At 37.6% G+C, this 25440-nt stretch carries 25 protein-coding genes; 17 read left to right on the top strand and 8 right to left on the bottom strand.

Going from position 1 to position 25440, the window contains the following annotated elements; genetic code table 11:
* Nucleotides 1-43: 43 nt before the first annotated feature.
* Genes MRZ08_RS02085 through larE form a run of 3 tightly spaced genes read right to left on the bottom strand, consistent with a single transcriptional unit; the run spans nt 44 to nt 2474 of the window.
* On the bottom strand, nt 44-883 hold the full coding sequence (locus MRZ08_RS02085) for a LarC family nickel insertion protein (RefSeq protein ID WP_297378746.1): 840 nt from the start codon (nt 881-883) through the stop codon (nt 44-46).
* Nucleotides 884-1588, bottom strand: coding sequence for a nickel pincer cofactor biosynthesis protein LarB (larB, locus tag MRZ08_RS02080; RefSeq protein ID WP_297378744.1), 705 nt, complete (start codon nt 1586-1588; stop codon nt 884-886).
* A gap of 34 nt (nt 1589-1622) precedes the next feature.
* Nucleotides 1623-2474 carry an ATP-dependent sacrificial sulfur transferase LarE gene (larE, locus tag MRZ08_RS02075; RefSeq protein WP_297378742.1) on the bottom strand — a complete coding sequence of 284 codons (852 nt, stop codon included), beginning with the start codon at nt 2472-2474 and terminating at the stop codon, nt 1623-1625.
* A 162-nt stretch (nt 2475-2636) separates the two neighbouring features.
* On the opposite strand from larE, the gene MRZ08_RS02070 reads away from it, so the two are divergent.
* From MRZ08_RS02070 to MRZ08_RS02055, 4 genes are all read left to right on the top strand, one after another.
* Nucleotides 2637-3080 carry a DUF3842 family protein gene (locus MRZ08_RS02070; RefSeq protein WP_297378740.1) on the top strand — a complete coding sequence of 148 codons (444 nt, stop codon included), beginning with the start codon at nt 2637-2639 and terminating at the stop codon, nt 3078-3080.
* Nucleotides 3081-3246: 166 nt separating this feature from the next.
* The gene (gene sppA / locus MRZ08_RS02065) at nt 3247-4230 is read left to right on the top strand and encodes a signal peptide peptidase SppA (protein ID WP_297378739.1); all 984 of its coding nucleotides are present in this window, start codon (nt 3247-3249) and stop codon (nt 4228-4230) included.
* A complete protein-coding gene (locus tag MRZ08_RS02060) occupies nt 4223-4699 on the top strand; it encodes an RDD family protein (protein ID WP_297378737.1) in 477 nt (158 codons plus the stop codon). The genes sppA and MRZ08_RS02060 overlap by 8 nt, the downstream gene beginning before the upstream one ends.
* Before the next feature lie 230 nt (nt 4700-4929).
* Nucleotides 4930-7458: a ribonucleoside-diphosphate reductase subunit alpha gene (locus tag MRZ08_RS02055; RefSeq protein WP_297378735.1), complete on the top strand. Its 2529-nt coding sequence runs from the start codon at nt 4930-4932 to the stop codon at nt 7456-7458.
* A gap of 74 nt (nt 7459-7532) precedes the next feature.
* Here the strand turns inward: MRZ08_RS02055 and MRZ08_RS02050 are convergent, their stop codons facing one another.
* Nucleotides 7533-7868: a hypothetical protein gene (locus MRZ08_RS02050; protein WP_297378733.1), complete on the bottom strand. Its 336-nt coding sequence runs from the start codon at nt 7866-7868 to the stop codon at nt 7533-7535.
* Nucleotides 7869-7971: 103 nt separating this feature from the next.
* Here MRZ08_RS02050 and MRZ08_RS02045 point away from each other — a divergent pair, with 103 nt between their 5' ends.
* Together MRZ08_RS02045 and MRZ08_RS02040 are read left to right on the top strand one after the other, a co-directional pair.
* Nucleotides 7972-8298 carry a phage holin family protein gene (locus MRZ08_RS02045; protein WP_297378731.1) on the top strand — a complete coding sequence of 109 codons (327 nt, stop codon included), beginning with the start codon at nt 7972-7974 and terminating at the stop codon, nt 8296-8298.
* Between the two features lie 10 nt (nt 8299-8308).
* Nucleotides 8309-9367, top strand: coding sequence for a ribonucleotide-diphosphate reductase subunit beta (locus MRZ08_RS02040; RefSeq protein ID WP_297378729.1), 1059 nt, complete (start codon nt 8309-8311; stop codon nt 9365-9367).
* Between the two features lie 45 nt (nt 9368-9412).
* Here the strand turns inward: MRZ08_RS02040 and MRZ08_RS02035 are convergent, their stop codons facing one another.
* From MRZ08_RS02035 to MRZ08_RS02025, 3 genes are all read right to left on the bottom strand, one after another.
* Nucleotides 9413-10789, bottom strand: a complete 1377-nt coding sequence (locus MRZ08_RS02035) for a sodium:alanine symporter family protein (RefSeq protein ID WP_297378726.1) — start codon at nt 10787-10789, stop codon at nt 9413-9415.
* Between the two features lie 118 nt (nt 10790-10907).
* Nucleotides 10908-11999, bottom strand: coding sequence for a glycosyltransferase family 1 protein (locus MRZ08_RS02030; RefSeq protein ID WP_297378724.1), 1092 nt, complete (start codon nt 11997-11999; stop codon nt 10908-10910).
* A gap of 10 nt (nt 12000-12009) precedes the next feature.
* Entirely contained in the window at nt 12010-13170 is a 1161-nt protein-coding gene (locus MRZ08_RS02025) for a hypothetical protein (RefSeq protein ID WP_297378722.1), read from the bottom strand.
* 103 nt (nt 13171-13273) lie between these two features.
* On the opposite strand from MRZ08_RS02025, the gene MRZ08_RS02020 reads away from it, so the two are divergent.
* The 11 genes from MRZ08_RS02020 to MRZ08_RS01970 all read left to right on the top strand — a co-directional run bounded on the left by MRZ08_RS02020 (nt 13274) and on the right by MRZ08_RS01970 (nt 25053).
* On the top strand, nt 13274-13597 hold the full coding sequence (locus MRZ08_RS02020; RefSeq protein ID WP_297378720.1) for an ATPase V: 324 nt from the start codon (nt 13274-13276) through the stop codon (nt 13595-13597).
* Nucleotides 13584-15524, top strand: a complete 1941-nt coding sequence (locus MRZ08_RS02015) for a V-type ATP synthase subunit I (protein ID WP_297378718.1) — start codon at nt 13584-13586, stop codon at nt 15522-15524. Before MRZ08_RS02020 ends, MRZ08_RS02015 begins: the two co-directional genes overlap by 14 nt.
* Complete coding sequence (locus tag MRZ08_RS02010; RefSeq protein ID WP_015778606.1) at nt 15517-15987, top strand: V-type ATP synthase subunit K; 471 nt, start codon at nt 15517-15519, stop codon at nt 15985-15987. The genes MRZ08_RS02015 and MRZ08_RS02010 overlap by 8 nt, the downstream gene beginning before the upstream one ends.
* Before the next feature lie 15 nt (nt 15988-16002).
* Nucleotides 16003-16554 carry a V-type ATP synthase subunit E gene (locus tag MRZ08_RS02005; protein ID WP_297378716.1) on the top strand — a complete coding sequence of 184 codons (552 nt, stop codon included), beginning with the start codon at nt 16003-16005 and terminating at the stop codon, nt 16552-16554.
* 9 nt (nt 16555-16563) lie between these two features.
* Nucleotides 16564-17628, top strand: a complete 1065-nt coding sequence (locus MRZ08_RS02000; RefSeq protein WP_297378714.1) for a V-type ATP synthase subunit C — start codon at nt 16564-16566, stop codon at nt 17626-17628.
* Nucleotides 17621-17932 (top strand): V-type ATP synthase subunit F, encoded by a 312-nt coding sequence (locus MRZ08_RS01995; protein WP_015778603.1) that lies wholly within the window; start codon nt 17621-17623, stop codon nt 17930-17932. Before MRZ08_RS02000 ends, MRZ08_RS01995 begins: the two co-directional genes overlap by 8 nt.
* Before the next feature lie 11 nt (nt 17933-17943).
* Nucleotides 17944-19701: a V-type ATP synthase subunit A gene (locus MRZ08_RS01990; protein WP_297378711.1), complete on the top strand. Its 1758-nt coding sequence runs from the start codon at nt 17944-17946 to the stop codon at nt 19699-19701.
* A complete protein-coding gene (locus MRZ08_RS01985) occupies nt 19701-21068 on the top strand; it encodes a V-type ATP synthase subunit B (RefSeq protein ID WP_297378709.1) in 1368 nt (455 codons plus the stop codon). The genes MRZ08_RS01990 and MRZ08_RS01985 overlap by 1 nt, the downstream gene beginning before the upstream one ends.
* Nucleotides 21069-21077: 9 nt before the next feature.
* The gene (locus MRZ08_RS01980) at nt 21078-21716 is read left to right on the top strand and encodes a V-type ATP synthase subunit D (protein WP_297378707.1); all 639 of its coding nucleotides are present in this window, start codon (nt 21078-21080) and stop codon (nt 21714-21716) included.
* A gap of 335 nt (nt 21717-22051) precedes the next feature.
* On the top strand, nt 22052-23638 hold the full coding sequence (locus MRZ08_RS01975) for a Na+/H+ antiporter NhaC family protein (RefSeq protein WP_297378706.1): 1587 nt from the start codon (nt 22052-22054) through the stop codon (nt 23636-23638).
* Nucleotides 23639-23721: 83 nt separating this feature from the next.
* A complete protein-coding gene (locus MRZ08_RS01970; protein ID WP_297378704.1) occupies nt 23722-25053 on the top strand; it encodes a hemolysin family protein in 1332 nt (443 codons plus the stop codon).
* Nucleotides 25054-25185: 132 nt separating this feature from the next.
* On the opposite strand, the gene MRZ08_RS01965 is transcribed toward MRZ08_RS01970, so the two are convergent.
* Nucleotides 25186-25440 (bottom strand): transposase (locus MRZ08_RS01965; protein ID WP_297378702.1); only part of this gene is annotated, 255 nt, incomplete at its 5' end.

Here is a 25440-nt window from a genome sequence, read left to right as displayed (position 1 = left end):
AAAACTTCCCCTGTTGTATCGTCTATGTTTGTCTCAGCTAGGATTAGGCTTTTTTTTTAGGATTTTCTATCTCCATTACTCTTAGGATGTTGGTAGATTTTTCAAAATCCTTGTTGCCTGCACCGAGTCCGATTTTCTTGATTGCAAATTCCTTGATTGCCTCTCCTGTCGAGAAGTATTTAACTATAGCAGCTCCAGTTGGAGTTACGTGTTCGCCATAATCGTCTATGATATTGAGGCTTATATTTGAATCTCTTAAGATATTTGCTACTGCAGGAACTGGGATTGGCATATAGCCATGGGCACATTTTTGCATGCCGCATCCTTCAAAGAGTTTGGAGAAGTAAATATTCTCTACACCTAAGTCTTCTAGAAGAACTGTTACTCCAACTATATCTATGATGGAGTCGATAGCTCCTACTTCGTGGAAGTGGACCTCGCTTTTATCTATCCCGTGGGCTTTGGACTCAGCTTCAGCTATGATATCAAAAATTCCTAGGGCGTCTTTCTTTACTTTTTCTGAAAGGACATCTGATCCATTGATTATCTTTTCTATATCAGAGATATTTCTGTGAACATGGCTGTGAGAGCGGTGGTCGTGGCTGTGTTCATGATTGTGTTCGTGACTATGGTCATGATTATGGTCGTGATCTTCATGGCTATGGTCGTGACCTTTGCCATGATTCTCATTTTCTAAGATTACATCGAAATTATAGGCGTCGATGCCGCTCTTTAGGGCCCTATCAAAGACGAGTTTATAGCCATCAATCCCAAGTGAATCTATAGCTTCTACTAGCTTTTCCTTACTAGCCCCAAGGTCTAGGAGGGCTCCAATTGTCATATCTCCTGCTATTCCAGAATACATTTCAAAATATAAGTCCATTTATTTCTCCTCTATTAGTTTATTTATTTGGCAGGCAGCGTAGGCTGCTCCGTAGCCATTGTCAATATTTACTACAGAAATTCCTTCAGCACAGGTCGAAAGCATGGTAAGGAGGGCAGATATACCATTAAAGCTTGCCCCGTAGCCCACAGAAGTTGGTACTGCTATGATTGGCTTATCGACAAGGCCTGCAAGGACAGTTGCAAGGGCTCCCTCCATGCCGGCTATGGCGATTATTACATTAGCCTTCTTAATCTCATCGATTTTATTTAACATCCTGTGTAGTCCTGAGACCCCAACATCGTAGAAGCGGCTAACGTTCGCTCCAAAAAATTCTGCCGTAAGGGCGGCCTCTTCTGCTACGAAAAGATCTGCAGTTCCTCCAGTACAAATGGCAATATTTCCAATTTGAGGAAGATTTTCATATTCTAGGGATATAATCCTTCCTGTAGGGTCATATTTTGCTTGAGGGATTTCCCTTTTTACAAGCTCGTACTGGTCATTAGTCGCCCTAGTACCTATTACTGAGTCACTTCTTTCGGCAAAGGCCTTGAAGATTTCCACCAAGGCAAAGTCCTCCTTGCCCTGGCAGAAGATTGTTTCAGGAAAGCCCCTCCTATTTTTTCTTTGAAAGTCGAGCTTTGCTATATCTATATCCTTAAAGTTAAAGTCCTTAAGATAGGCTAGGCCCTCATCAATTGTCATCTTGCCGTTTTTAATATTTTCTAAAAATTATTTATCATTCATTATCTATCCATGGATTAAGCTTAAGCTTATCTTCCTTTTCTATTACCTCATCCATTGACCCAGACCTGTAGCCTTCTAGGTCAAGATTTACATATTTAAAGCCAAAACCTTTAAGTTTTGCGACGATTTCATCTACATTATTGAAGACTTTATCAAAATCCTTCCTATCGACTTCGATTCTAGTATTATCTCCGTATACTCTGACACGGACATTTTCAAGACCCAAATCTTTTAGATAGATTTCTGCCTTGTTAATTGCTTCGAATTTATCTTTATCAATGAGTTCATTGTATGGAAATCTAGTCGCAAGACATGGGGCAGAAGGCCTCTTGTATACTGATACGTTTAACTCTTTGGCATAGGCCCTTACCATATCCTTAGTAAAGCCTGCTTCCTTCAAGGGACTTACAACTCCCTTATCGTTAAGGGCTCTCACCCCTGGTCTAAAGACCTTGTAGTCATCGAGATTTGATCCATCTACCACGTATTTGTAGCCAAGCTCATCTTTTAGCTTGAAGGCTTCTTCAAAGAGAAAGCTCTTGCAATGATAGCATCTGTCTATGGTGTTGTGTTTAATATATTCGTTGTCGAACACGTCGATATCCACAACTCTTAGGTCGACATCCATCTCATCTGCCAAGTTTTGAGAATTTTCCAAGTCTCCATCTGGTGTGGTATTTGTATTATACATTATGGCCACGACATCGTTTTTCTCTTTTCTATAGATGCTTGCAAGCTTTAAGATTAGAGATGAGTCGACTCCGCCAGAAAAGGCTAGGACAAACTTCTCCTTGAGGAGATCTTTTACTAGACTATCGAGTTTTTCTTTTTTTGCTTTTTCCATCATATTCCTTTCTTTTTTATAAATAAAAAAGGGCATAGGAATCCCCTAAACCCTCATGGTAATTTAAATAAAGCTAGCTTCATGCTAACAATTTTATCTTAACATATAAAAAAAACTAGGTCAAGAACTAAGCTTATGATAAAATATTAGAAGGAGGAAGATATGAAGATAGTAGTAATTGATGGCCAGGGAGGCTCGATAGGTGCAAGCCTTGTAAGTAAAATTAAAAAAGAAAATCTAGATGCTCTAGTCTATGGCTTAGGAACTAATTATTTTTCTAGTAAGGCTATGAAAAAGGCAGGAGCCGATATAATTGCGACTGGTGAAAATGCTATTGTCGTAAATGTCAAGGACTGTGATTTTATTTTGGGAACTACAGGAATAGTCATAACAAATTCCCTTCACGGAGAGATTAGCAAGAAAATTGCCAAGGCTATAGGAAAATCAGAAGCCACAAGAATCCTAATCCCATTCGATTGTTGCAAGACCCTGATAGTTTCTAAAGAAAAGCCTTCTATAGAAGAACTCCTAGACGAAGCAGTATCTGTGCTTGTAAATTTGGCAAAAGAAAAAGGGCCTAATCTAAGCCCGGATTTATGTAAATAGCTCCAAAGGGAGCTATACATTAACAATGTATCTAGTGTTAACGATACTTGTGATGCACTAATATTGTACTTAAACTTAGATAAAAAGCAATTAAACTATAACTTAACAGCTTTGAAGCTTTATGTTATACTGATAAAGAAATAGGAAATGAATTAAGAGGAGATTTATGAAAAATAACGCAAAAAAATGGATAGCCTTGGCTATAAGTGTCCTAGTCCTTGTACTTTCGGTATTCGCCAAGGATAAGGATAAGGAAGTAGAGCAAAATATAAGAGATAAGTATATGAAAAACTTTTCAGACTTTTCTAGCTATACAGAAGAAATAGTCCAAGGAACAAATCCTAAGGAGAAAATCAAGGTCGTAGATGTCGATGGGGTAATCCAATCAAACGATGCTAATGACTTCGTGGTAGATGAGCTTAAAAAGGCCAAGGAAGACCCCCTTGTTAAGGGAGTAATCCTAAATGTAAATTCCCCAGGTGGATCAGTCTATGCGTCTGAGAGGATTGCAAATCAAATAAAGGCCCTTAAGGAAGCGGAAAAGCCAGTATATACTGTAATGGGTGAGATGGCAGCAAGCGGAGGCTATTATATATCAGCCCCAACTGATAGGATTTACGCATCTAACGAGACTTGGACAGGGTCGATTGGGGTAATCATCCAATCCTACTCCCTCCAAGGACTTTTCGAAAAGTATGGAATTAAAGAGCAAAACATTACAACAGGCAAGATGAAAGATGCCGGAAGCCAGGGTAGGGATATGAGTAAGGAAGAAAAAGAATACTTCCAAGGCCTTGTAGACTCAGCCTTTGACAGATTTGTAAAAATTGTTGCAGAAGGACGTGGCCTTTCTGAAAGAGAAGTTAGAAAATTAGCTGACGGTAGGGTCTACGATGGTAGCCAAGCCCTAGCAAATGGACTAGTTGATAAAATCGGAGATCTCGATTCAGCCGTAAGCGATATGGCAAGTGAAAATAACTTAGAAGATCCAATGGTAATAAGAAATGACAACATCATGGGATCTTTCTCATCAATATTTTCAAAAGTCACAGACCTTAAGAAAAGCCAATCAGACCTTGCAATACTTGATAAATTAATGAAAAATGAAGGACCAAGGCCAATGTATTTGTATGGTGATTGCAATGACTGAAGTTAAAATTCCTATTAGAGAGAAAGACTACCGCTTCGCCTATGCGGGTTTTTTCCTAAGACTTGTAGCCTTTCTTATAGATATGCTAGTTGTGGGAGGAATATTTACAATACTTAAAGTATTCTTGCCCTTAGATATGGATGCAAGTATCTTAAGTTTTAGCCTGGAAGAAGTGCTTAGGACAGGAGTTACTTTAGCCTACTTCTTTCTGATGACACTTTTCACAAATGGAAGGACCCTAGGCAAGATGATCTTAGGTCTCAGGGTGATTTCCTTAACAAGTGATAAATTAACTTTCTCTCAAATAATAATTAGAGAAGTTTGTGGAAGATTTGTCCTAAATAAATTTAAAATTCTTTATTTAATAGTTGGCTTTAGTCCCAAAAAACAAGGGCTTTTCGATATCCTTCTCGATACTACTGTAGTTAAGGAAGATATATTCGAACATTTGTACGGAGAAAATCTATAAAATTTAGAAAAAATTATTGCAAAAAGCAGCATAAATTACAAAAATCGCTAATTTGTGCTGTTTTTTTTATTTTGAAAAACCACAATATATGGTATGATAATAGACGATTATAAGATAAAGATACTACATCTAGTATTAGACTTTTGATAAAGTAACTACAAGCATCTAAGAAAAGTTGATATTAGTTGATATATAAATGACCTTTGTTTATGAGAGATTAAGGAGTTAAGATGGAGATTATTAAAAGAGACGGTTCGAGGGCAGATTTTGAAAGAGAAAAAATAGAAAAAGCAATTGCTAAGGCCTTCTACTCTGTTGACAGTATGATAAGCGAGGAAGATCTCAGAAAGATTTCCTCAAAGATAGAAAAAACAATCAAGGAAAAATATCCGGCTGATCATACTGTTACAGTTGAGGAAGTTCAAGACTTGGTGGAGCTTACCCTAATTGACGAGAACTACTACAGAGAGGTAAAATCTTTTATCCTCTACCGTGCCAAGCACAATATGGATAGAAAAGTCTTGGGAGACTTCTCCAAATATATAAGTGACAAGAATATTCTTAATATAATCACAGAAGTTCAAACAGAATTTGACAACCAAAGATATCCTATAGAGTCTCTCTTTTTCAAATTTGAATCCTTCCTAAAGGCGAACATGACAGAAGAAGACATGCTTAAGGCGATTATCAGAGCTGCAAGCGAGCTTACCAGCAAGGAAGCTCCTGATTGGGAGATAATAGCAGCACGTTTTCTCATGCAAGAGATTAACTATGAGATAGAAAAAAGTGAAGAAAGATACGAGCTTTTCGATTTCAAATCAAAAATAGAATTTCTAACAGAAGAAGGACTTTATGGATCTTACATCCTAGAAAACTACACAGGAGAAGAGATAGACGAATTAGAAGCCTATATGGACTTTTCTAGGGACAAGATCTTTACCTACTCAGGCCTTGATCTTGTAAGGAAAAGATATCTAATTACTAACCACAAGGGAGATATCCTAGAAAAGGTCCAAGAGATGTTTATGGGAATCGCCATGCATCTTGCAATTCCTGAGAAGGATAAGATAGGATTTGCAAAAAGATTATATGATATCCTTTCAACCCTTAAGGCAACTATGGCAACACCTACCATGACCAATGCCAGAAAGCCATTTAACCAACTATCCTCATGCTTTATAGACACAGTCCCAGATACCCTAAAGGGAATCTACCGTTCTGTAACAAACTTTGCGGAAGTATCAAAGCATGGAGGAGGAATGGGCCTCTACTTTGGAAAGGTAAGGGCTAACGGGTCAGACATACGTGGCTTTGAGGGAGTTGCTGGTGGAGTTATCCGTTGGATAAGACTTGCCAACGACACAGCCGTGGCAGTAGACCAACTTGGTGTAAGGCAAGGAGCGGTTGCAGTCTACCTAGATATTTGGCATAAGGATATACCTGAATTTATGGGACTTAGGACAAATAACGGAGATGACAGGATGAAGGCCCATGATGTCTTCCCTGGAGTATGCGTTCCAGACCTCTTCTGGAGACTAACCCGTGATGATATAAATGCCGACTGGCATATGTTCGACCCTCACGAAGTAGAGAAAAAATACGGTAAGGCCCTAGAGGACACCTACGGAGAAGAATTCGAAGAATTTTACGAGAAGCTAGTAGCAGATAAGGATATATCCAGAAGGACTATGTCTGTCAAAGATATGGTAAGACTACTCATTAAATCATGGACAGAAACAGGAACTCCATTTGTCTTCAACAGAGATGCAGTAAATAGACTAAATCCAAACAAGCACAAGGGAATGATCTATTCATCAAACCTATGTACAGAAATCGCTCAAAACATGAGCCCTTCAGAGTCAATCTCAACAGAGATAGTCGATGAAAATGGAGACACAATCATAGTAAACAAGACAAAACCAGGCGACTTTGTAGAATGTAACCTGGCAAGTCTAACCCTAGGTAAGGTCGATGTAAATAATAAGGGAGAGCTCGAAGAAACTGTAAGAACAGTAGTAAGGGCTCTTGATAATGTAATAGACCTAAACTACTATCCAACTCCATATGCCAAGGTAACCAACAAAAAGTACAGGGCAATAGGACTTGGGACAAGCGGCTACCACCACATGCTAGTTAAAAACGACATAAGCTGGCAAAACGAAGAGGCCCACGGTGAATTTGTAGATAGGGTATATGAAGATATCAACTATTACGCCATCAAGGAATCTATGGAAATTGCCAAGGAAAAGGGAGCCTACTCATGCTTTGAAGGAAGCGACTGGGAGACTGGAGCCTACTTTGACCTAAGAGATTATAAGAGCGAAAGATGGGAGAAGTTAAGGGCGGATGTTAAAGAAAACGGCCTAAGAAATGGCTACCTAATGGCCATAGCTCCAACAGGATCAACATCAATTATCTCAGGAACATCAGCAGGAGTTGACCCAATCATGAGCCGTTACTTCCTAGAAGAAAAGAAGGGAGCCATAGTTCCAAGAGTTGCTCCAGGACTTACAACAAAGACCTTCTGGCTATATGAAAACGCCCACGACATAGACCAAAACATATCTATGCGTATGGCAGGAGTAAGACAAAAACACATCGATCAGGCCCAATCAGTAAATATCTATATAACCACAGAATACTCTATGAGACAGTTATTAAATATCTATATAACAGCCTGGGAAGCTGGAGTTAAGTCTATATACTATGTTAGAGGAAAGAGTCAAGAAGTTGAAGAGTGCGATTCATGTGCAAGCTAAAATTAAATAAAGCATTGTAAAATTAGAATTTTAAAATACCAAAAAGCCGGGCTTTAAGCGACTCTTTGGTATTTTTACTTTAAGCTTTTTCTAGTTTCTATAAGGGCTGTCAAGACTAGGTAAGAAACTATCAGGTAGGAGTAGGATACTTTATTGTTATTATTTATGAAGCTGTAGTTTGTTATAGCCATTTTTTCCTGAATCAGAGAAAGAATAAATATCAAGATTATAAAAAAGATTATAGATATTATTTTAGTATTAATACTTCCCACGCCTTTTAGAAGCTCCCTTTCTTTGAATAGACTTATAGCAAAAACAAACATCATAGCTATAAGGATATAGTTATTAATCTCTACAAAAAATCCCAAAATGACTAATAATATATACAAAATTCCGCTAATAAAAATCATAGATTTCTCCTTTTTAACCAGCTTACCAGAAAAATGAAAAATTCCAATCTTGCCCTTATTTTTTCTTCTAATATAATAATATAAAATATGTAAAGGAGATTTTATGGTACTATTTATAGCTAATTCTGTTGCTCTTTGGCTTATGAGCAACTTTATTTCACACATTTCATTTGACAAACCAGCTGCCCTAATTCTAACCGCAGTTATACTTACACTTTTACAAAAGGTAGTTCAACCTATTTTGCAGTTCCTATCTTTTCCTATCACATTTTTGACCCTAGGTTTATTTAACTTGGTCATCAATGCCTTCGTCTTATATCTTGCCTTTAAATTTGTCGACGGAGCTTATATAGACAGTCACTTAGGAAGTTTAGTTATAGCAAGTATTGTACTTGCCATAATTGCATCAATTGTTGAGTCAATTTTATAAGGAGTTAATAATGGAAGAAAGCAAAAAAAAAGAAGTTAATAAGCGTGGCATTTTCAACGAAGATGGAGATATTGATCTTTCTAAAAGAAGAATAATCCAAGGAAACACCACCAACTTAAACGATTTTAACAATCTTAAATATACATGGACTAGTGATTGGTATAGACAGACTATGAATAACTTCTGGATACCAGAAGAGATCAACTTAAATCAAGATATCAAGGACTATAGGAAGCTTGATAAGCATGAAAAGAAGGCCTTTGACAGGATCCTCTCCTTCCTAACCTATCTTGATTCAATCCAAACAGCTAACCTACCAAACCTACAAACCTACATCACAGCAAATGAGATCAATCTTTGCTTGTCAATTCAAACCTACCAGGAATCAATCCACTCACAATCATATTCATACATCCTAGATACGATTTGTTCTCCAGAAGAAAGAACAAGAATCCTCTACCTCTGGAAGGAAGATGAACACCTCCTAAAGAGAAATGAGTTTATAGGAGACCAATACAACGAATTCTTGGAAAATGATGATGAATTTAGATTTATGAAAGTCCTAATAGCAAACTACATCCTAGAAGGAATCTATTTCTATTCAGGCTTCTCCTTCTTCTACAATCTAGGAAGGAACGGTAAGATGCCAGGAACAGTCCAAGAGATAAGATATATCAACAGAGACGAAAATACCCATCTCTGGCTCTTTAGATCTCTTATAAACGATCTTAAGAAAGAAAGAGAAGACCTCTTTACCCCTGACCTACAAAATTACTATAGAGAAATGCTTAAAGAAGGGATAGAACAAGAGATCGCCTGGGGCAAATACTCTATAGGTAATGACATAGCAGGACTTAACGAGAAGATGATAGAAGATTATATTAAATATCTGGGCAACCTAAGGGCCAAGGGCTTGGGTCTTGAGCCACTTTATGAAGGCTATAAGGAAATACCAGAATCCATGAAATGGGTAGACGAATACTCAGATCCAAACGGAGTAAAGACAGACTTCTTCGAAGCAAAAGTAACAGCCTACTCCAAATCATCAATTATCGAAGATGACCTATAAAATAAACCGACCAAGGCTTTGGGCTAAGGTCGGTTTTAGCTTGTCTTATTTTAGACAGGATTTGTATTCTTCGCTAGATTTTCTAATTCTTTCTGGATCCTTGAAGAAATCTTTGCTCAATTTTACAAGGACTGGACTTAGGGCTATGAGGGCTATTAGGTTAGGTAAGGCCATGAGGCCATTTAGGATATTTGCTATAGTCCAGGCAAGGCCTAGGTCCATATTTGCTCCTAAAAAGACAAAGATCACATAGGCTATCCTATATGGGATTATGGCTTTATTGCCGAAGAGAAATCCGAGACTCACCTCTCCGTAGTAGGCCCAACCAAGGATGGTAGATAGGGCAAAAAGGCTTAGGCCAATTGTTACAATCATAGGGCCGAAGCTTGAACCACTAGCAAAGGCATGAGATACGAGGGCGCTTGCATCGACATTTGCCCTTGTGTTAGCCTCAGTTGTAAGGATTACCAAGGCTGTCATGGTACAAATTATAATGGTATCGACAAAGACTTCTGCTATTCCCCAAAGACCTTGGCGGATAGGATGGTCTGTCTTGGCAGAAGCGTGAGCTATAGGAGATGATCCAAGACCTGCCTCGTTTGTAAAGACTCCACGAGCAATACCGGAACTTACGACAGACTTTATAGAAAGACCTGCAAATCCACCTCCAAGAGATCTTGGGCTAAAGGCTCCTATAAAGATAGATTTAAAGGCAGGAAGGATATTAGAATAATTAACGACTAAGACGCTGATACATCCTCCTATATAAAGAATAGACATAAGGGGCACTAGCTTTTCAGTGACCTTGGATATGGAATTAATACCTCCAACGATTACAATGCCAGCAATTATGCTTAGAATAATCCCAGTTATTAGGGGATTGATATTTAAGTTTTCCTTAAGAACTCCTGCTATGGCGTTGGACTGGGTAGAGTTTCCTATACCGAAAACAGCAAGGCCAGAAAAGATTGCAAAGGCCTTGGCGAGCTTTTCATTTCCCATGCCGTTTTTAATATAATACATGGGTCCGCCTACAAAGCCCTTACCCTTCTTTTCTCTATACATAACCGCAAGACTTACCTCGGCAAACTTAGTTGCCATGCCGAAAATTGCCGCAAGCCACATCCAAAATATAGCCCCAGGTCCACCCAAGAGAATGGCGAGGGAGACTCCTACTATATTTCCTGTACCAACTGTTCCAGCAAGGGCTGTGGCTAGGGCCTGGAAGGGTGATATGTCACCACTTTTGTGGTCGTGGTCTTTTTCGAAAATATTACCCAAGGTATGCCTTAGGGCAAAGGATAGTTTCCTAAATTGAATGCCACCTGTCTTAATACTTATGTAAATGCCAGTTCCTAGGATGCCCAAGATTAGGGGAAGTCCCCAGAGGAACTTATCAAAAGCTTTTAATAATTCTATCATAAATCCTCCAAAATTTTATTTTATTATTTTATCCCCAAATTTAAGAAAATACAATAGAATGTAAAAAAATTACAGCAAAAATCCCCAGAAATGTTTAAAGATCTGGGGGAGGGTTCTATTATTTTATTAGCTTAAGGTAAAAATCTGATAGTCTTTCTGCGGTTTCTCTTATATCAAATCCTGCTTTTTTTATCATCTCGCTAGTATCTTCTCTTTGATAAGGAAGAGCCTTGTGAATTGCCTTTATCCATGGGCCTGTGCCCTGATCAATTGGGATAAATTCAACTAGGTCTGTTATCTTGGAGTTTTTGTCTATGGTATCTGCTAGTAGACACTTAAGCCCTGCGGCCTGGGCCTCTATGGTCGATACGGCAAGTCCTTCGTATAAAGAAGGAAGGATAAAGATATCTATAGCTTGGAGGAGTTCGTTTACATAGCCGATAGAACCTAGAAAGATCACCTTATCTTCGATTCCTAGGTCCTTCACCTTTTTTTCTATTTCTTCTTTAAGATCACCCACTCCTGCGAGAACTAAAAGATAAGCATCGTCTTCCTTAACTAAGTCGGAGAATATATCTATGAGGAAGGAGTGGTTTTTCTGCTTGTTAAATCTTGCTATGTGACCTAGGACCTTTTTGTCTGAAAAACCAAGCCTTTCCCTAATTTTCTCTCTTGTCTGTGGATTGTAGGTGAAGTTTTCTACTTCTATGCCATTATCTATAACTGTAAAGTCTTTATCTCTACCGAACATCCAGTAGCCCGCATCTAAGGAGCAAGCGAAGCGGTAGTCGGTCTTAGAATTTACGTTTTTATTTAGGACATCCATAACCTTTCCCTTAAAGCCAGGTATGTTTTGGGTATTGTGGCTGTGGGCTATGGCAATTCTTCCGTTTTTCTTCGCCTCATCCATAACAAGGGCTACTATAGACTCCTTATGACAGTGGATGATTTTATATTCTGGGTGATTTTTAAGAAGCTCATCCCAAGCTTTCTTGTAGGCGAAGTGGTTGGTGCCTTTGTAGTTAGGAACTCTGTATATATTCCCTCCGAGCTTTCTTACTTCTTCTTCGTAGGCTCCTTCTTCTTCGTGGTGGACTACAAAGTCGAATTGGATTTTACTTCTGTCTATATTTCTATAGATATTCATTACCAAAGTCTCGGCTCCTCCACGATTTAAGGTGCCAAAGACATGGAGTATTCTTTCTGTCATGATCTTCCTTTCAATTTTTCTTCTCTATGCTTGATATAATGGACTTAGCCATAATACTTGTCTGGTCATTATCATTTAGAGGTCCTAGGATAAAAAACGTTACAAATTCATCCTTGGTCTCAACTACGACCTTATCTCCTTTTAGGGAAAAATTTGGGGCGTAGAGCCTTGAGCCGTTTCTCATGTAGGAGAGTTTGTTTATATCCTCCTTCTCGCTTACTCCATTTGTTACGATATTTATTGGATAGATTATATCGCCTGAGTTAAGAGAAGATACTTCTTCTAGACTTCTACCATCTTTCTCATCTACTTTTATTATAAGTTCTGAGATTACTTCTCCATCGACCTTTGATATATAGGCCCTGATGCCGTTTTTATCCTGGCTTAGGAGGAAGTTTTCTGGGATTTTGAATTTTATATTTCCCATTTCCACCTCTTTTGTGGCAAAGACATTTATCTTATCTGTATAGTTGGTAAAGTCCTTGGAAATCTCCATAGGATCGTCGCTTTCCTTATACATGGCAATCAAGATATCGCTCATTATGTCTTTGGATTTCAAGCTTAGGTTTTTATCTTCAGTGATTGTGAAATGGATTATGGATGAAGGAGTCTTTACAAAAAAATGCGTAAGTCTTTGCTCACCCTTTTCGCTTATAAAGTAGGCGGAGTCGACATTGGTAATCTTATTTCTTAGAGAATGGCTAATGATTCTCTCCCCACTATCTATGGTCTTTTCAGATAATTGACAAGCTTTTAAGATATCCTTTTGGCCCGAAATCTTAGTATTTGTCACTTCTTCAAAGCTTAAGAATATATTATAGGATGAACTATAAGGAAAATCTATAATATATTTATCATCACTCTTATTCTTAAATATCTTGCATCTTTCAGGGATTCTTATGTGCATGTTGGCAAAGATTATTTCCTTGTTATAGTCGAGATTTGTTAGTTCATTTTTCTCATAGGCCGAATTTGGATCTGTTTTAATATTTGTATTAAAGAAAGGTGCTGTAGATTTTAAGTAGAGGGCCTTATCTTCCTCAAATCCTGTCATTTTGTCGAAGGGATAGGCCAAGTTTGTTTCATTTTCCGTAGTATTATTATCTTTAAAACCGCTATCACAAGCGATTAAAAACATTGATATTGTAAGTATTATTAGCTTCTTAATCATTCTTATCCTCAAAAACATGTTTAAAAATCTTATTTATCGGTTAATTATATCATATATAGGTATTTTATGATATAATTTTAATAAGGCAAATAGGGGGTGAAAGATGGCTGACGATATTTTATTGAAAGTCAAAGAGGCCGAAGACAAGGCTGATCAGACTATCGATAATGCAAAAGTTACAGCTCGTGAGATCATCGACCAAGCCAAAATTAAGGCAGATGATGAGTACAAACAAACAATCACGAAAGCGAAAGAAAAGGCAAAAATGATTCTTGAGGATGCAGAAAAAGCTGCAAATAAAGACAAAGAGCCTACTATCGAGGACGCTAAAGCAGATTCGGAAAAGCTTAAGAATCAAAGTAAAGATACTATAGATGGTATTGTTAAATCTTTAAGTGAAAGGATTATAGAAAATGGCAATAGTTAAAATGAATAAGTTTAACTTGCTAGCTTTTAAATCCGAAAGGGATGACTTGCTAAATATCCTTCAAGCTTTTAACTATGTTCACTTTAACGATTTGGAAGAAGATGAGGAAAGAACCTATCTTTCTGAAGTTAGAAACACAGACCAACTTCAAAAAATCGACTCTAGTATAAACAAGGCCGATTATGTAATCAATCTTTTGGACAATTACATGAAAGATAGGGACATCAAGCCAGATACAAGTTTTACTGAACTTAGCTTAGAAGATGTAAAGAAAAAGGGTGCGAATTTCGACTTCGACCTTATATATGGCAAGATAAAAGACCTGGTAGGCCAAAGAGAGATGGCCCTAAGCCAAAGAAATGAGCTTACAAATAAAATAGAAGCTCTTAAGCCATGGAAGGATATAGATGTAGACATCCAAGAACTCTACGATTCTAAGAGAGTCTTTGTAGAGACAGGGACAATTTCTGGTCAATTCTATGATTCGCTTGAAAAAGCCATAGTAGAAAGAAATCTAGAAAAGTCTCTAGTATACAAAGTCTCTGAACTTGATAAGACAAACTTTATAGTCGCCCTATCAAGTATAGAAGAAAAGGAAGATCTAGTAGAACTTCTAAGAGAGTTCGGCTATAGCAGAGTTAAAATTAATTCAACTAGCAAGATAGGAGAAGAAATCTATGACCTATCTGGCAAACTCGAAGATAAAGAAAAATTAATTAAAAATCTCGAAAATGAAATCCTAGATTTCAAAAAATACTTAAAGGACCTATATATTTACAAGGCCTATGTCCTAAACCTAAGAAGAAAGGAAGAATCAAGCGAATTTTTCCTAGAGACAGGGCTTATGAATGTTATTGAAGGCTATGTTCCGGTAGAGGCTACCGAGAGATTCAAAAAAGATATTAAAAATGTTTTAGGTGATACCTACATACTAGATATCGAAGAGGCAGATAAGGAAGATAGCTTAGTTCCAATAATACTTAAGAATAACAAATTGGTCGATCCGTATGAGGAAGTCGTAAAGACCTACTCACTTCCAAAATATAACGAAGTAGATCCAAGTGGACTTGTAGCAATATTTTATACAATATTTACAGGTTTCATGATAGGAGACTTAGGCTATGGGGCCCTTGCAGCTATAGCAATATTACTTGCCCTTAAGCTAAAGAAGTTCCCACCATCTACCGAGAAGAACTTGAGATTATTCCTTAGGATATCTCTTTCTGCATGCGTATTTGGAGCTATATTCGGATCAGTATTTGGCGGAATAATAGATGTACCATTTGGCTTAATAGATCCAGCAACAGACATCAACGAGCTTATAGTGATGAGCTTGGTAATAGGAGCTGTTTCACTCTTCGTCGCTTTAGCTGTAAAAGCTTATATGTATATCAGAGACGGAAAGCCAATGGATGCCATGTATGATGTAGGATTTATGTATATGACTGTAGGCGGAGCGGTAGCTTTAGCCTTGACTAAAAACCCTATCGCAAAATGGGTTATGATTATTGGTATTTTAGGAATATTCCTCTTTTCTGGTAGAGAAGCTAAATCTATCGGAGGAAGGATTGGATCAGGTTTCTATGAAGTCTATGGACTTACAAGTTGGATAGGGGATTTCGTATCCTTCCTAAGACTTATGGCCCTAGTTCTATCAGGAAGCTTCGTGGCCTATTCTGTAAACTTAATTGTAGACTTGGTAGCAGGTAATGGTTCAATCGGAGGAATCATAGCTGGAATTATTATATTTGTTGTATTCCAACTATTTAACATGTTCCTATCTTATCTATCAGCCTATGTACACGGTCTAAGACTTATATATGTAGAGATGTTTAATAAATTTTATGAAGGTGGCGGAGTTAAGTTCCGTGAGATGATTGAAGATACAAAATTTGTCAAAATATTAAGAGGAGGAGACAATGAGTAATTTTTTAGTTGAAAATGGTGGTTTAGTATTTGCAGTTCTAGCAGCAGCAATCGCTACATTCCTATCAGGAATGGGATCTGCAAAAGGTACAGGTATGACAGGTGAAGCGACAGCAGCACTTACAGTAGAAGAACCAGAAAAGTTTGGTAAGGCACTTATCTTACAACTTCTACCAGGTACTCAAGGTCTTTACGGATTCGTAATTGGTTTCTTTATCTTCCAACAAATTACAGGTGGAGATATCGATACAGCAAGAGGTCTTTACCTACTAATGGCAGCACTTCCTGTAGGAATAGTAGGATATCACTCAGCAATAGCTCAAGGTAGAGTAGCTGTAGCAGGTGTAAACATCTTAGCAAAAAAAGAAGATGAATTCATCAAGGGTGTAATCTATTCTGTAATGGTTGAGCTATATGCTATCCTTGGATTCGTTATATCACTACTACTTGTACTAAACGCTTAATATTAGGATAAGATTATGGATAATCTTGAATTAATATTACAAAGCATAAGAGAAAAAGCAGAAAAAGAAGAAAATCAAATACTAGAAAAAAGTCAAGAAGAAGCTAAGACTATCCTAGAAGATATGGAAACTAAGGCAAAAAAAGAAGCTGACAAGATCTTGGCTGATGCTAAGAAAGAAGCTGACCTAACTCTTTCAAACGAGAAGGTCTCTGCCAAAAGAGAAGCAAGAGATATCATTATCTCCGGCAAAAACTCAGCTATAGAAAGTGTTTTAGATAAGCTTTTAGCAAGCCTAAAATCTATTGATGAAGCATCATACAAGGATTACGTCCTAAACACTTTGAAAAATTCAAAGATAGAAAAAGGTGAGATTCTTTTAGAAGATAGATTTAAAAATATTTTAAGCCAATCTGATTTAGGAAATCTTAAAATCTCAGATGAAACAGTTGACGAAGGCTTCATCGTTAGAGATGGCAAGATAGAATATGACAATAGATTTTCTTCATTGATCAAATATAAAAGCGACGATATTAAAAAACAAATATCAGATATTCTGTTTAAGTGAGGTGATTAGATGAATAAAGATGACTATATAAGCGCATCTATTTCAACGAGAATGTATGAAAAAAACCTCCTTACAAGGACTGACCTTGAAAGACTCAACGATTATGATTCTCTAAGAGATGTTTTAAATCAGTTAAACGAAACAATCTATAGGGGATCTATCAACGATCTCGATAGGCCAGAAGAATATGAGAAAATTCTAAAAGATGAATTAAAAAGAGTCTACAAAGTAATTGAGGATATAGCTCCTGACAAGGAGATAATAGATTATATGAAGGAAAAATATATCTTCCACAATCTCAAAGTTTTGGTCAAAGAATTAATCCAAGAGAAGGATTACTCTTCTCTTTACCTAGAGATGGGAGATGTTGACCTAGCATATATCAAGAAAAACCTCATCAAAGAGGATAGGAAAAGCGACTTTTTTGACAAAGTAGCAAGCCTTTCATCCGACAAGGAAGATGACCTAGGGAAAGATCCGAGAGATCTATACCTAGATTACGCCCAAAAGGCCCTATCTACTTACGAAGAGACTAAAAATCCTCAAGATATAGATATAAGCCTAGATAAGTCCTATTATGAGAAACTCTTACTAGATGCAAAAGCCCTAGACTTAGATACTCTGATAGACTTTACTAGAGAAACAATTGATTTGATAAATCTTAAGAGCCTTCTTAGAGTTAAAAGCCAAGGTGAAGATATGGAAACTCTTGAAAAAACACTAATAGAAGGTGGCTTTATTGAGCCTATTAAGTTTAAGGAATATTTCTCTTACGAGATTAACCAACTTATAGGAAGTCTTTCTAATGCCAAAATCGGTAATTATGTCAAAGACAGCCTAAATGATGATCTAAATCTCGATGATAATATCCTAGCTCTAGAAAAGGCTATTGATTCTCATATGACTGATTATACGAGAGATTCTAAGATGATAACTTTTGGTCCAGAAGTCCTAATGAATTATGTAATATCTAAGGAAACTGAGATCAAAAACTTAAGGATTCTACTCGTATCCAAACTCAATAAGTTGGATAAAGAATTTACTTTAGAAAAGTTGAGGAAATCTTATGTATAAGGTAGCAGTAATAGGAGATAAGGACTCAATCCTTGCATTCAAGGCATTGGGTGTTGAAGTATATACAGCAATAGATGGAACTGATGCAAAAAAGACAATCAAAGATTTGGCTAAGAAAGAATTTGGAGTGATATTTATCACAGAAGATTTAGCCAAAGAGATTCCATCTACAATTGACAAATATAGAGAAGAAATGACTCCAGCCATTATCCTAATCCCATCAAACAAGGGATCAATGGGAATAGGCTTAGCTGATATCAACAAGTCTGTTGAGAAGGCTGTAGGAGCAAACATTCTAGATTAAAGGAGCTTAATTTGAATAAAGGTAAAATTACAAAGGTATCTGGACCATTGATAGAAGCTAGCGGCTTATCTGACGCTAATATCTACGATGTGGTCGAGGTATCAAAAGATAAGCTCATCGGCGAAATAATTGAGATGAGAGGTGATGTTGCCAGCATCCAAGTCTATGAAGAAACAACAGGAATTGGCCCTGGAGATGAAGTAATTTCTACAGGACATCCTCTTTCAGTAGAACTTGGACCAGGAATGCTAGAGAAGATGTACGATGGAATCCAAAGACCTCTTGAGAAACTCCAAGATTTGGCAGGAGAATTCCTAAAAAGAGGTGTAACAAGTACAGCCCTTGATAGGGAAAAAACTTGGGAATTTAACCCAACAGCAAGTGTTTCTGACAAGGTTGAAGCAGGCGATATCCTAGGCGAAGTTGAAGAGACTAGTGTTATCACCCACAAGATGATGGTTCCAATCGGCATATCAGGAACAATCAAAGACATCAAAGCTGGCGAGTTTACAGTCGATGAAACAATAGCAATAATTGAGACAGAAGACGGCGATAAAGAAGTTTCTATGCTTCAAAAATGGCCAGTAAGACAGGCTCGTCCTTCAAAAAGGAAAATCGACCCAGATGAGCCACTTATTACAGGTCAAAGAGTTATAGATACCTTCTTCCCAGTTGCCAAGGGCGGTACAGCAGCAATACCTGGACCATTCGGTTCTGGTAAGACTGTAGTCCAACACCAGATAGCAAAGTTTGCTGATGCTGACATAGTAATCTATGTAGGTTGTGGTGAGCGTGGAAACGAGATGACTGACGTACTTAACGAATTCCCTGAACTAGTAGATCCAAAAACAGGCGAATCAATCATGAAACGTACAGTTCTTATAGCAAACACTTCAAACATGCCAGTAGCAGCCCGTGAGGCAAGTATCTACACAGGAGTTACCCTTGCAGAATACTTTAGAGATATGGGCTATAACGTAGCTATGATGGCAGATTCTACATCTAGATGGGCAGAAGCCCTCCGTGAGATGAGTGGTCGTCTTGAAGAGATGCCAGGAGATGAAGGATTCCCAGCTTATCTTGCAAGTAGGATTGCAGACTTTTACGAAAGAGCAGGAAAGGTTGAAGTACTTGGATCAAGAAATGACATAGGTTCCCTATCAGTAATAGGAGCAGTAAGCCCTCCAGGAGGAGACTTATCAGAGCCTGTTACCCAAGCGACCCTTCGTATAGTTAAGGTCTTCTGGGGACTAGATTATGACCTATCTTACCAAAGACACTTCCCAGCTATTAACTGGTTATCATCATATTCGCTATATCAAGATAAGATGGATAAGTATATAGACGGCGAAGTTGACGAAGAATTCTCCAAAAATAGGAAGAGATCTATGAGTCTACTCCAACAAGAATCAGGACTTCAAGAAGTCGTAAGGCTAGTAGGACGTGACGCCCTATCTGATGACGATAAGCTAAAACTTGACGTTACTAAATCAATCAGAGAGGACTATCTCCAACAAAACGCCTTCCACGACGTAGATACTTATTGTTCACTAAGAAAGCAAGATAAGATGCTTGCGACAATTCTTTACAATTACGATAAGTCACTAGAAGCCTTATCTAATGGCGTAGAGCTTGAAAAAATCGAGAAACTTCCAGTTCGTGAGAAGATTACAAGACTAAAACTAATCTCAGAAGATGATTTAGGAAACATCGAAGAGATCAGAAGTGAAATTGATAAGCAAATTGAAGAGCTTATAAGGGAGGCATAATGTTAAAAGAATATAAAACAGTTTCTGAAGTAGTTGGCCCTCTTATGCTCGTTCAAGGAGTAGAGGGTGTGAGCTTTGATGAGCTTGTAGATATAGAAATGCAAACAGGCGAACGCCGCCGTGGTCGTGTTATTGAAATTGAAGAAGACCGTGCCATGGTCCAACTTTTTGAAGGATCTACAGGTATCAACCTTAAATCAACATCAGTAAGATTTCTAGGAAGACCTCTTGAGCTTGGCGTATCAGAAGATATGATAGGCCGTGCCTTTAACGGTCTTGGAGAGCCAATCGATGACGGCCCTGCCATAATTCCTGAAGAAAAACGTGACGTAAATGGTACAGCCATAAACCCTGTATCAAGAGACTATCCATCAGAGTTTATCCAAACAGGAATCTCAACTATAGATGGACTAAATACCCTAGTTCGTGGACAAAAGCTTCCAATATTTTCTGGAAACGGACTTCCACACAACCAAGTAGCAGCCCAAATTGCAAGACAAGCGAGAGTATTGTCAGACGATGAAGGCTTTGCTGTAGTCTTTGCAGCTATAGGAATTACTTTCGAAGAAGCACAATTCTTCATGAATGACTTTAGAAAAACTGGAGCCCTAGATAGGTCAGTTCTTTTTATGAACCTTGCAGACGACCCTGCTATAGAGCGTCTATCTACACCAAAGATGGCTCTTACAGCAGCAGAATACCTTGCCTTTGAAAAGGACATGCAAGTTCTTGTAATCATGACAGATATGACTAACTACGCAGAAGCCCTTCGTGAAGTATCAGCTGCTCGTAAGGAAGTACCAGGACGTCGTGGATACCCAGGATATCTTTATACAGACCTTTCAACAATCTATGAGAGAGCTGGTAAGCTTCGTGGAAAGCCAGGAACAATTACACAAATCCCAATTCTTTCCATGCCAGAAGATGATATCACCCACCCAATCCCAGACCTAACAGGATACATTACAGAAGGCCAAATCATCCTTAACAGAGAGCTTTACAACCAAGGAGTTGAGCCACCTGTATCAATCCTCCCATCCCTATCAAGACTTAAGGATAAGGGTATAGGAAAGGGCAAAACCAGGGAAGACCACGCAGACACTATGAACCAAATCTATGCAGCTTACGCATCAGGAGTTGATGCAAGAGAGCTTCAAAAGATCTTGGGGGACTCTGCCCTATCAGATGCAGACCTTGCCTTTGCTAAGTTTGCCAAAGAGTTCGAAGAAAGATACATCAACCAAGGTTACTACACTAACAGAACCATAGAAGATACCCTAAACCTAGGTTGGGAGCTTCTAAAAATCATACCAAAATCAGAGCTTAAGAGAATTGACGATAAGTTAATTGAAAAATATTTAGATTAGGAGTTAAGTATGGCAAGATTAAAAGTAACGCCAACGAGGATGAATCTAAATACCTTAAAAGAGCGACTTGCTACGAGTAAACGTGGCTACAAGCTACTAAAGGATAAGCAAGATGAGCTTATGAGACAGTTCTTGGAGCTTATTAGGAAAAATAAAAAACTAAGGGAAGAAGTAGAAAAGGAATTAGAGGCTTCCTTTTCAGACTTCCTTATAGCAAGTGCTTTTATGAGCCCGGAATTTATGGAGGAAGCTGTAAGCTTTCCTACTCAAAAACTTGGCGTTGATATAAGTATCAAAAATGTCATGAGCGTTAGGATTCCAAAGATGGAATTTAAGGTAGAAGAAAATGAGAACGCCAGCATGTTCCCATACGGCTATGCAGAAACATCTGCAGGTCTTGATAAGGCCCTAAAGGGACTCAATGAAGTTATGAATAGGCTCCTTGAGCTTGCGGAGCTTGAAAAGACAACCCAGCTTATGGCAGATGAGATTGAAAGCACAAGAAGAAGGGTAAATGCCTTAGAATACAGGACAATTCCAGATCTTGAAGAGACAATCAAATATATAAGAAGCAAGCTAGAAGAAAACGAAAGAGCTACTATATCAAGACTAATGAAGGTTAAGGATATTATAGCTGAGCAAAAATAAGTATAGAGGAGGGGCGGTTGCAGAATGAATAAATCGTACCATTATCGTTAGAAGAACCTCCACGGAAAGTCTCATTAAGCCGACGGGCTAATCGCCTCCATGATCCGGCGGGCATCAATCGGCCCACCGGCCAGGAGAGGTAAAATTTCCTAAGAGAACCTTCTAACGATGGTACGATGGTTATTCATAGTTTTGCAACAGCCCTTTTTTTGTTTAAATTTCAAAAAAGCTTTAATATATAGCAAAAATTAGTATAGTATAAATTGCGCGGAAAATATCTTTTTTGATAAAGAGTCAGCTAGATATTTTTACATATTAGAAAATTGAGGGGTTTTATGGAAAATAAAAAATCTAAACCGGCCCTAGTCTTTGCTATATTGGCTATAGGCCTTAGTATATACATTTCAAAAACAGGAGTGGATACCTATTCTAGTATCTGGTCCTTATTTCCACCAGTAGTAGCTATTTTTATAGCTCTTTTTACTAAGGAAGTTTTCTCTTCCCTATTTTTAGGAATTACAATAGGAGCAATCCTAGGATCTAAGGGATCCTTTGCAAAATTCTTAGCTAATATCGTAAGCGAAGGCTTTATCGAGTCAATCTCACAGACTTCAGGAATCTATATCTTTCTTGTAGTTTTGGGAATAATGGTAGTTCTAATAAACTATTCTGGAGGATCACGTGCCTTTGGTAAATGGGCTCACTCCAAGATTAAGAATAGAAAACAATCGCAAATTGCTACATTTTTCCTTTGCATCATGCTTTTTATAGATGATTATTTTAATTGTCTAACAAGCGGATCTGTGATGAAGCCAATTATAGATTCTCACAAGGTTTCAAGGGCTAAGCTTGCCTACATAATAGATGCGACAGCAGCTCCAGTTTGTATGATAGCGCCTATATCTTCATGGGCTGCGGCAGTTTCTGGCTATGCAGAATCAGGAACTTATTCAGGAATAGAGCTTTTTGTAAAGGCAATTCCCTTTAACTTCTATTCTCTTTTGACCTTATTCTTTGTAGTTTGTATAATTGCCTTTGACAATGACTACGGTCCAATGAAAGAATACGAGAAAAAGGCCCAGACAACAGGGGATATAAGCGTTAGAAAGGAAGAGTTAATCGATCATAGCAAGGTAAACAGAGAAGGGGCTGTAATAGACTTAGTCTTTCCAATCCTAGTTCTTATAGTATCTTGCGTCCTAAGCTTAATCAATGTTGGAGGATTTTTCGATAGTACAAGTCCTTACTATCACGATTTTGTAAATGCCTTTGCCAACACCGACTCATCTATAGCCCTTGCTATGGGTTCCATTGTGGCCTTGATCATATCCATAATATTTTTCGTGGTAAGAAAGGTGATGTCATTTGAAAAGTCTATGGATTCTGTATCAGAAGGCTTCTCATCAATGGTATCTGCAATTCTAATTTTAACTATGGCAACAAGCTTAAAGAATATTTCAAATGAGCTTTTAGGATCTACTAATTATGTTGGAGGTCTTATGGAAAATGCAGCAAGTGGGCTAAGTTCCTTCCTTCCTGTAGTAATATTTGTTGTTGCAATATTTTTAGCCTTTGCGACAGGAACAAGTTGGGGGACTTTCGGTATACTTATACCAATAGTTGTGTCTATGTTTGATCCCCATGATCCTATATTTTTAATAGCTATATCAGCAACTCTTTCAGGGTCAGTTTGTGGAGACCACTTATCTCCAATATCAGATACGACTATAATGTCATCAACTGGAGCAGGTTGTGTTCACCTAGACCATGTCAAAAGCCAACTTCCTTATGGGCTAACAGTTGCTTTAGTCTCTTCCCTTGCCTATATTATAGCGGGCTTTACCCATTCTTTTGTCATATCACTGGCCTTTGGAATTATAGTAATCCTAAGCCTTATGTTTGTTCTAAAAAAGAGGGCTTAGGAGGATTTTTCTCCTTTGACAAGGAAAGCTTTTATGTATATAGTCTATATAAGAAAGATAAAGAAAGAACGGAGAAGACATAAATGGAAACTGGACCCTACCATAGCTTGATTACGACGCTTAGTATAATTTTATTGCTTATTATAGATGGAGTATTTACAGCAATTCATACAGGACTTATTAGCCTTAACACATCAAAGTTAGAAGAGGATTCTCTAAATGGAGATGAGAAGGCAGGATCTGTCCTTAAGATTTTATCAAATCAGGATAGGCTCAATCAATCCTTTGAAATAGCAAATATAATATTTTCTCTTTTAACCATAGCCTATTTTGCAAAAAGGCTCAGAGAAGTGAGCTCTGATGGTTATTTTTGGGGAGGAATTTTATCAGAAAGATGGGTGACTATAGTAGCCATAGTAGTATATACGATTCTTAAGCTGATATTTGTAGACAAAATTCCCCAAAGAATTGGCGTGAGATTTCCAATGGAGATTACCAAAAGGGCTACGGGAATCACTAAGCTTATCATGGTTCTTACAAGACCTATTGTGGCCTTTACTACGGCTGTGACTAATTTATTTATGAATATATTTGGCATAGAGGCTAAAAATATCCAAAAGCAAGTTACAGGTGAACAGATTAAATCCATTGTCCAGATAGGTGAAGATCAAGGGATCCTAAGACCTATGGAATCTAAGATGATCCATTCCATAATGGCCTTTGATGACCTACTTGCAGAAGAGATAATGACAGCAAGGACCGATGTCTTTATGATTGATATAAACGATAAGGATAAGGAATATCTCGAAGAATTTGTAAAGATAAAGCACGCGAGAATTCCGGTCTATGACGACGAAGTAGATAATATCTTAGGCATTGTCTATACCAAAGACTTCCTACTTGAGGCAACAAAAGTAGGGCTTAGAAATGTAGAAATCAAAGAAATCCTAAGGCCTGCCTACTTTGCACCAGATAAGATAGAAACCGACAAGCTTTTTTCCGATATGCAGAAAAAACATATCCATATGGCGATTTTGATAGACGAATACGGTGGATTTTCTGGAGTTGTCACTATGGAAGATTTGATAGAAGAAATTGTAGGGGATATAGACGATTCCTACGACTATGATATTCCAGAAATTAAGGAAAATGGCAGGGATGTCTTCGTAGTCAAGGCCTCTATTGGTATCAAGGACTTAAACGAGAAGATTAATATAGGTATCGATGAGGATAACGAAAACTACGATTCCTTGGGGGGCTTTATTATAGATAGACTTGGCTATATACCAGAAGAGGACTCCAAGCTGTCATTTGATTACAATGGCTACGAGATCAAAATTCTCTATATAGAAGATAACAGGATTAAGGCTGTCAGAATTAGAAAATTAAAAAATAAAGAAGATAAGGAAGACTAGAAGATTCTCCTTGTTTTAGGCTTATGGTTAAGCTTAAGGCAGGGAGATTTTTTAGGCTCTTTGTCAAATCGTGTTGGTAATAAAAATCAACCAAATTCTTAATCAGGGATAGATTTTCTATCCCTGAATTTTTTAGTTAGCTAATAAATTTCTTGTAATGAATATTCTTGTTCTCAAATAAGCAAAATTTCTGTAACCAATAGCTAGCCTCTTTAAAACCTTAATAAAATTGTTAATACCCTCAATTGGTCCATTAGAATAATCATAGGTGAATGAGTTCTTAATATATTCTAGATAATAAAAACAAGTATCTATTGATGTTTTCATTCTATCGCTAACTTTATCTTTAAAATAGCTCAAATGAAATGTAAACAATTCAAAATCTTT

This window comes from Anaerococcus sp. (genome assembly GCF_022770135.1).
Lineage (GTDB): Bacteria > Bacillota > Clostridia > Tissierellales > Peptoniphilaceae > Anaerococcus.
The sequence above is the reverse complement of the archived record's forward strand: the minus strand, read 5'-3'. Positions and strand labels throughout refer to the sequence as shown.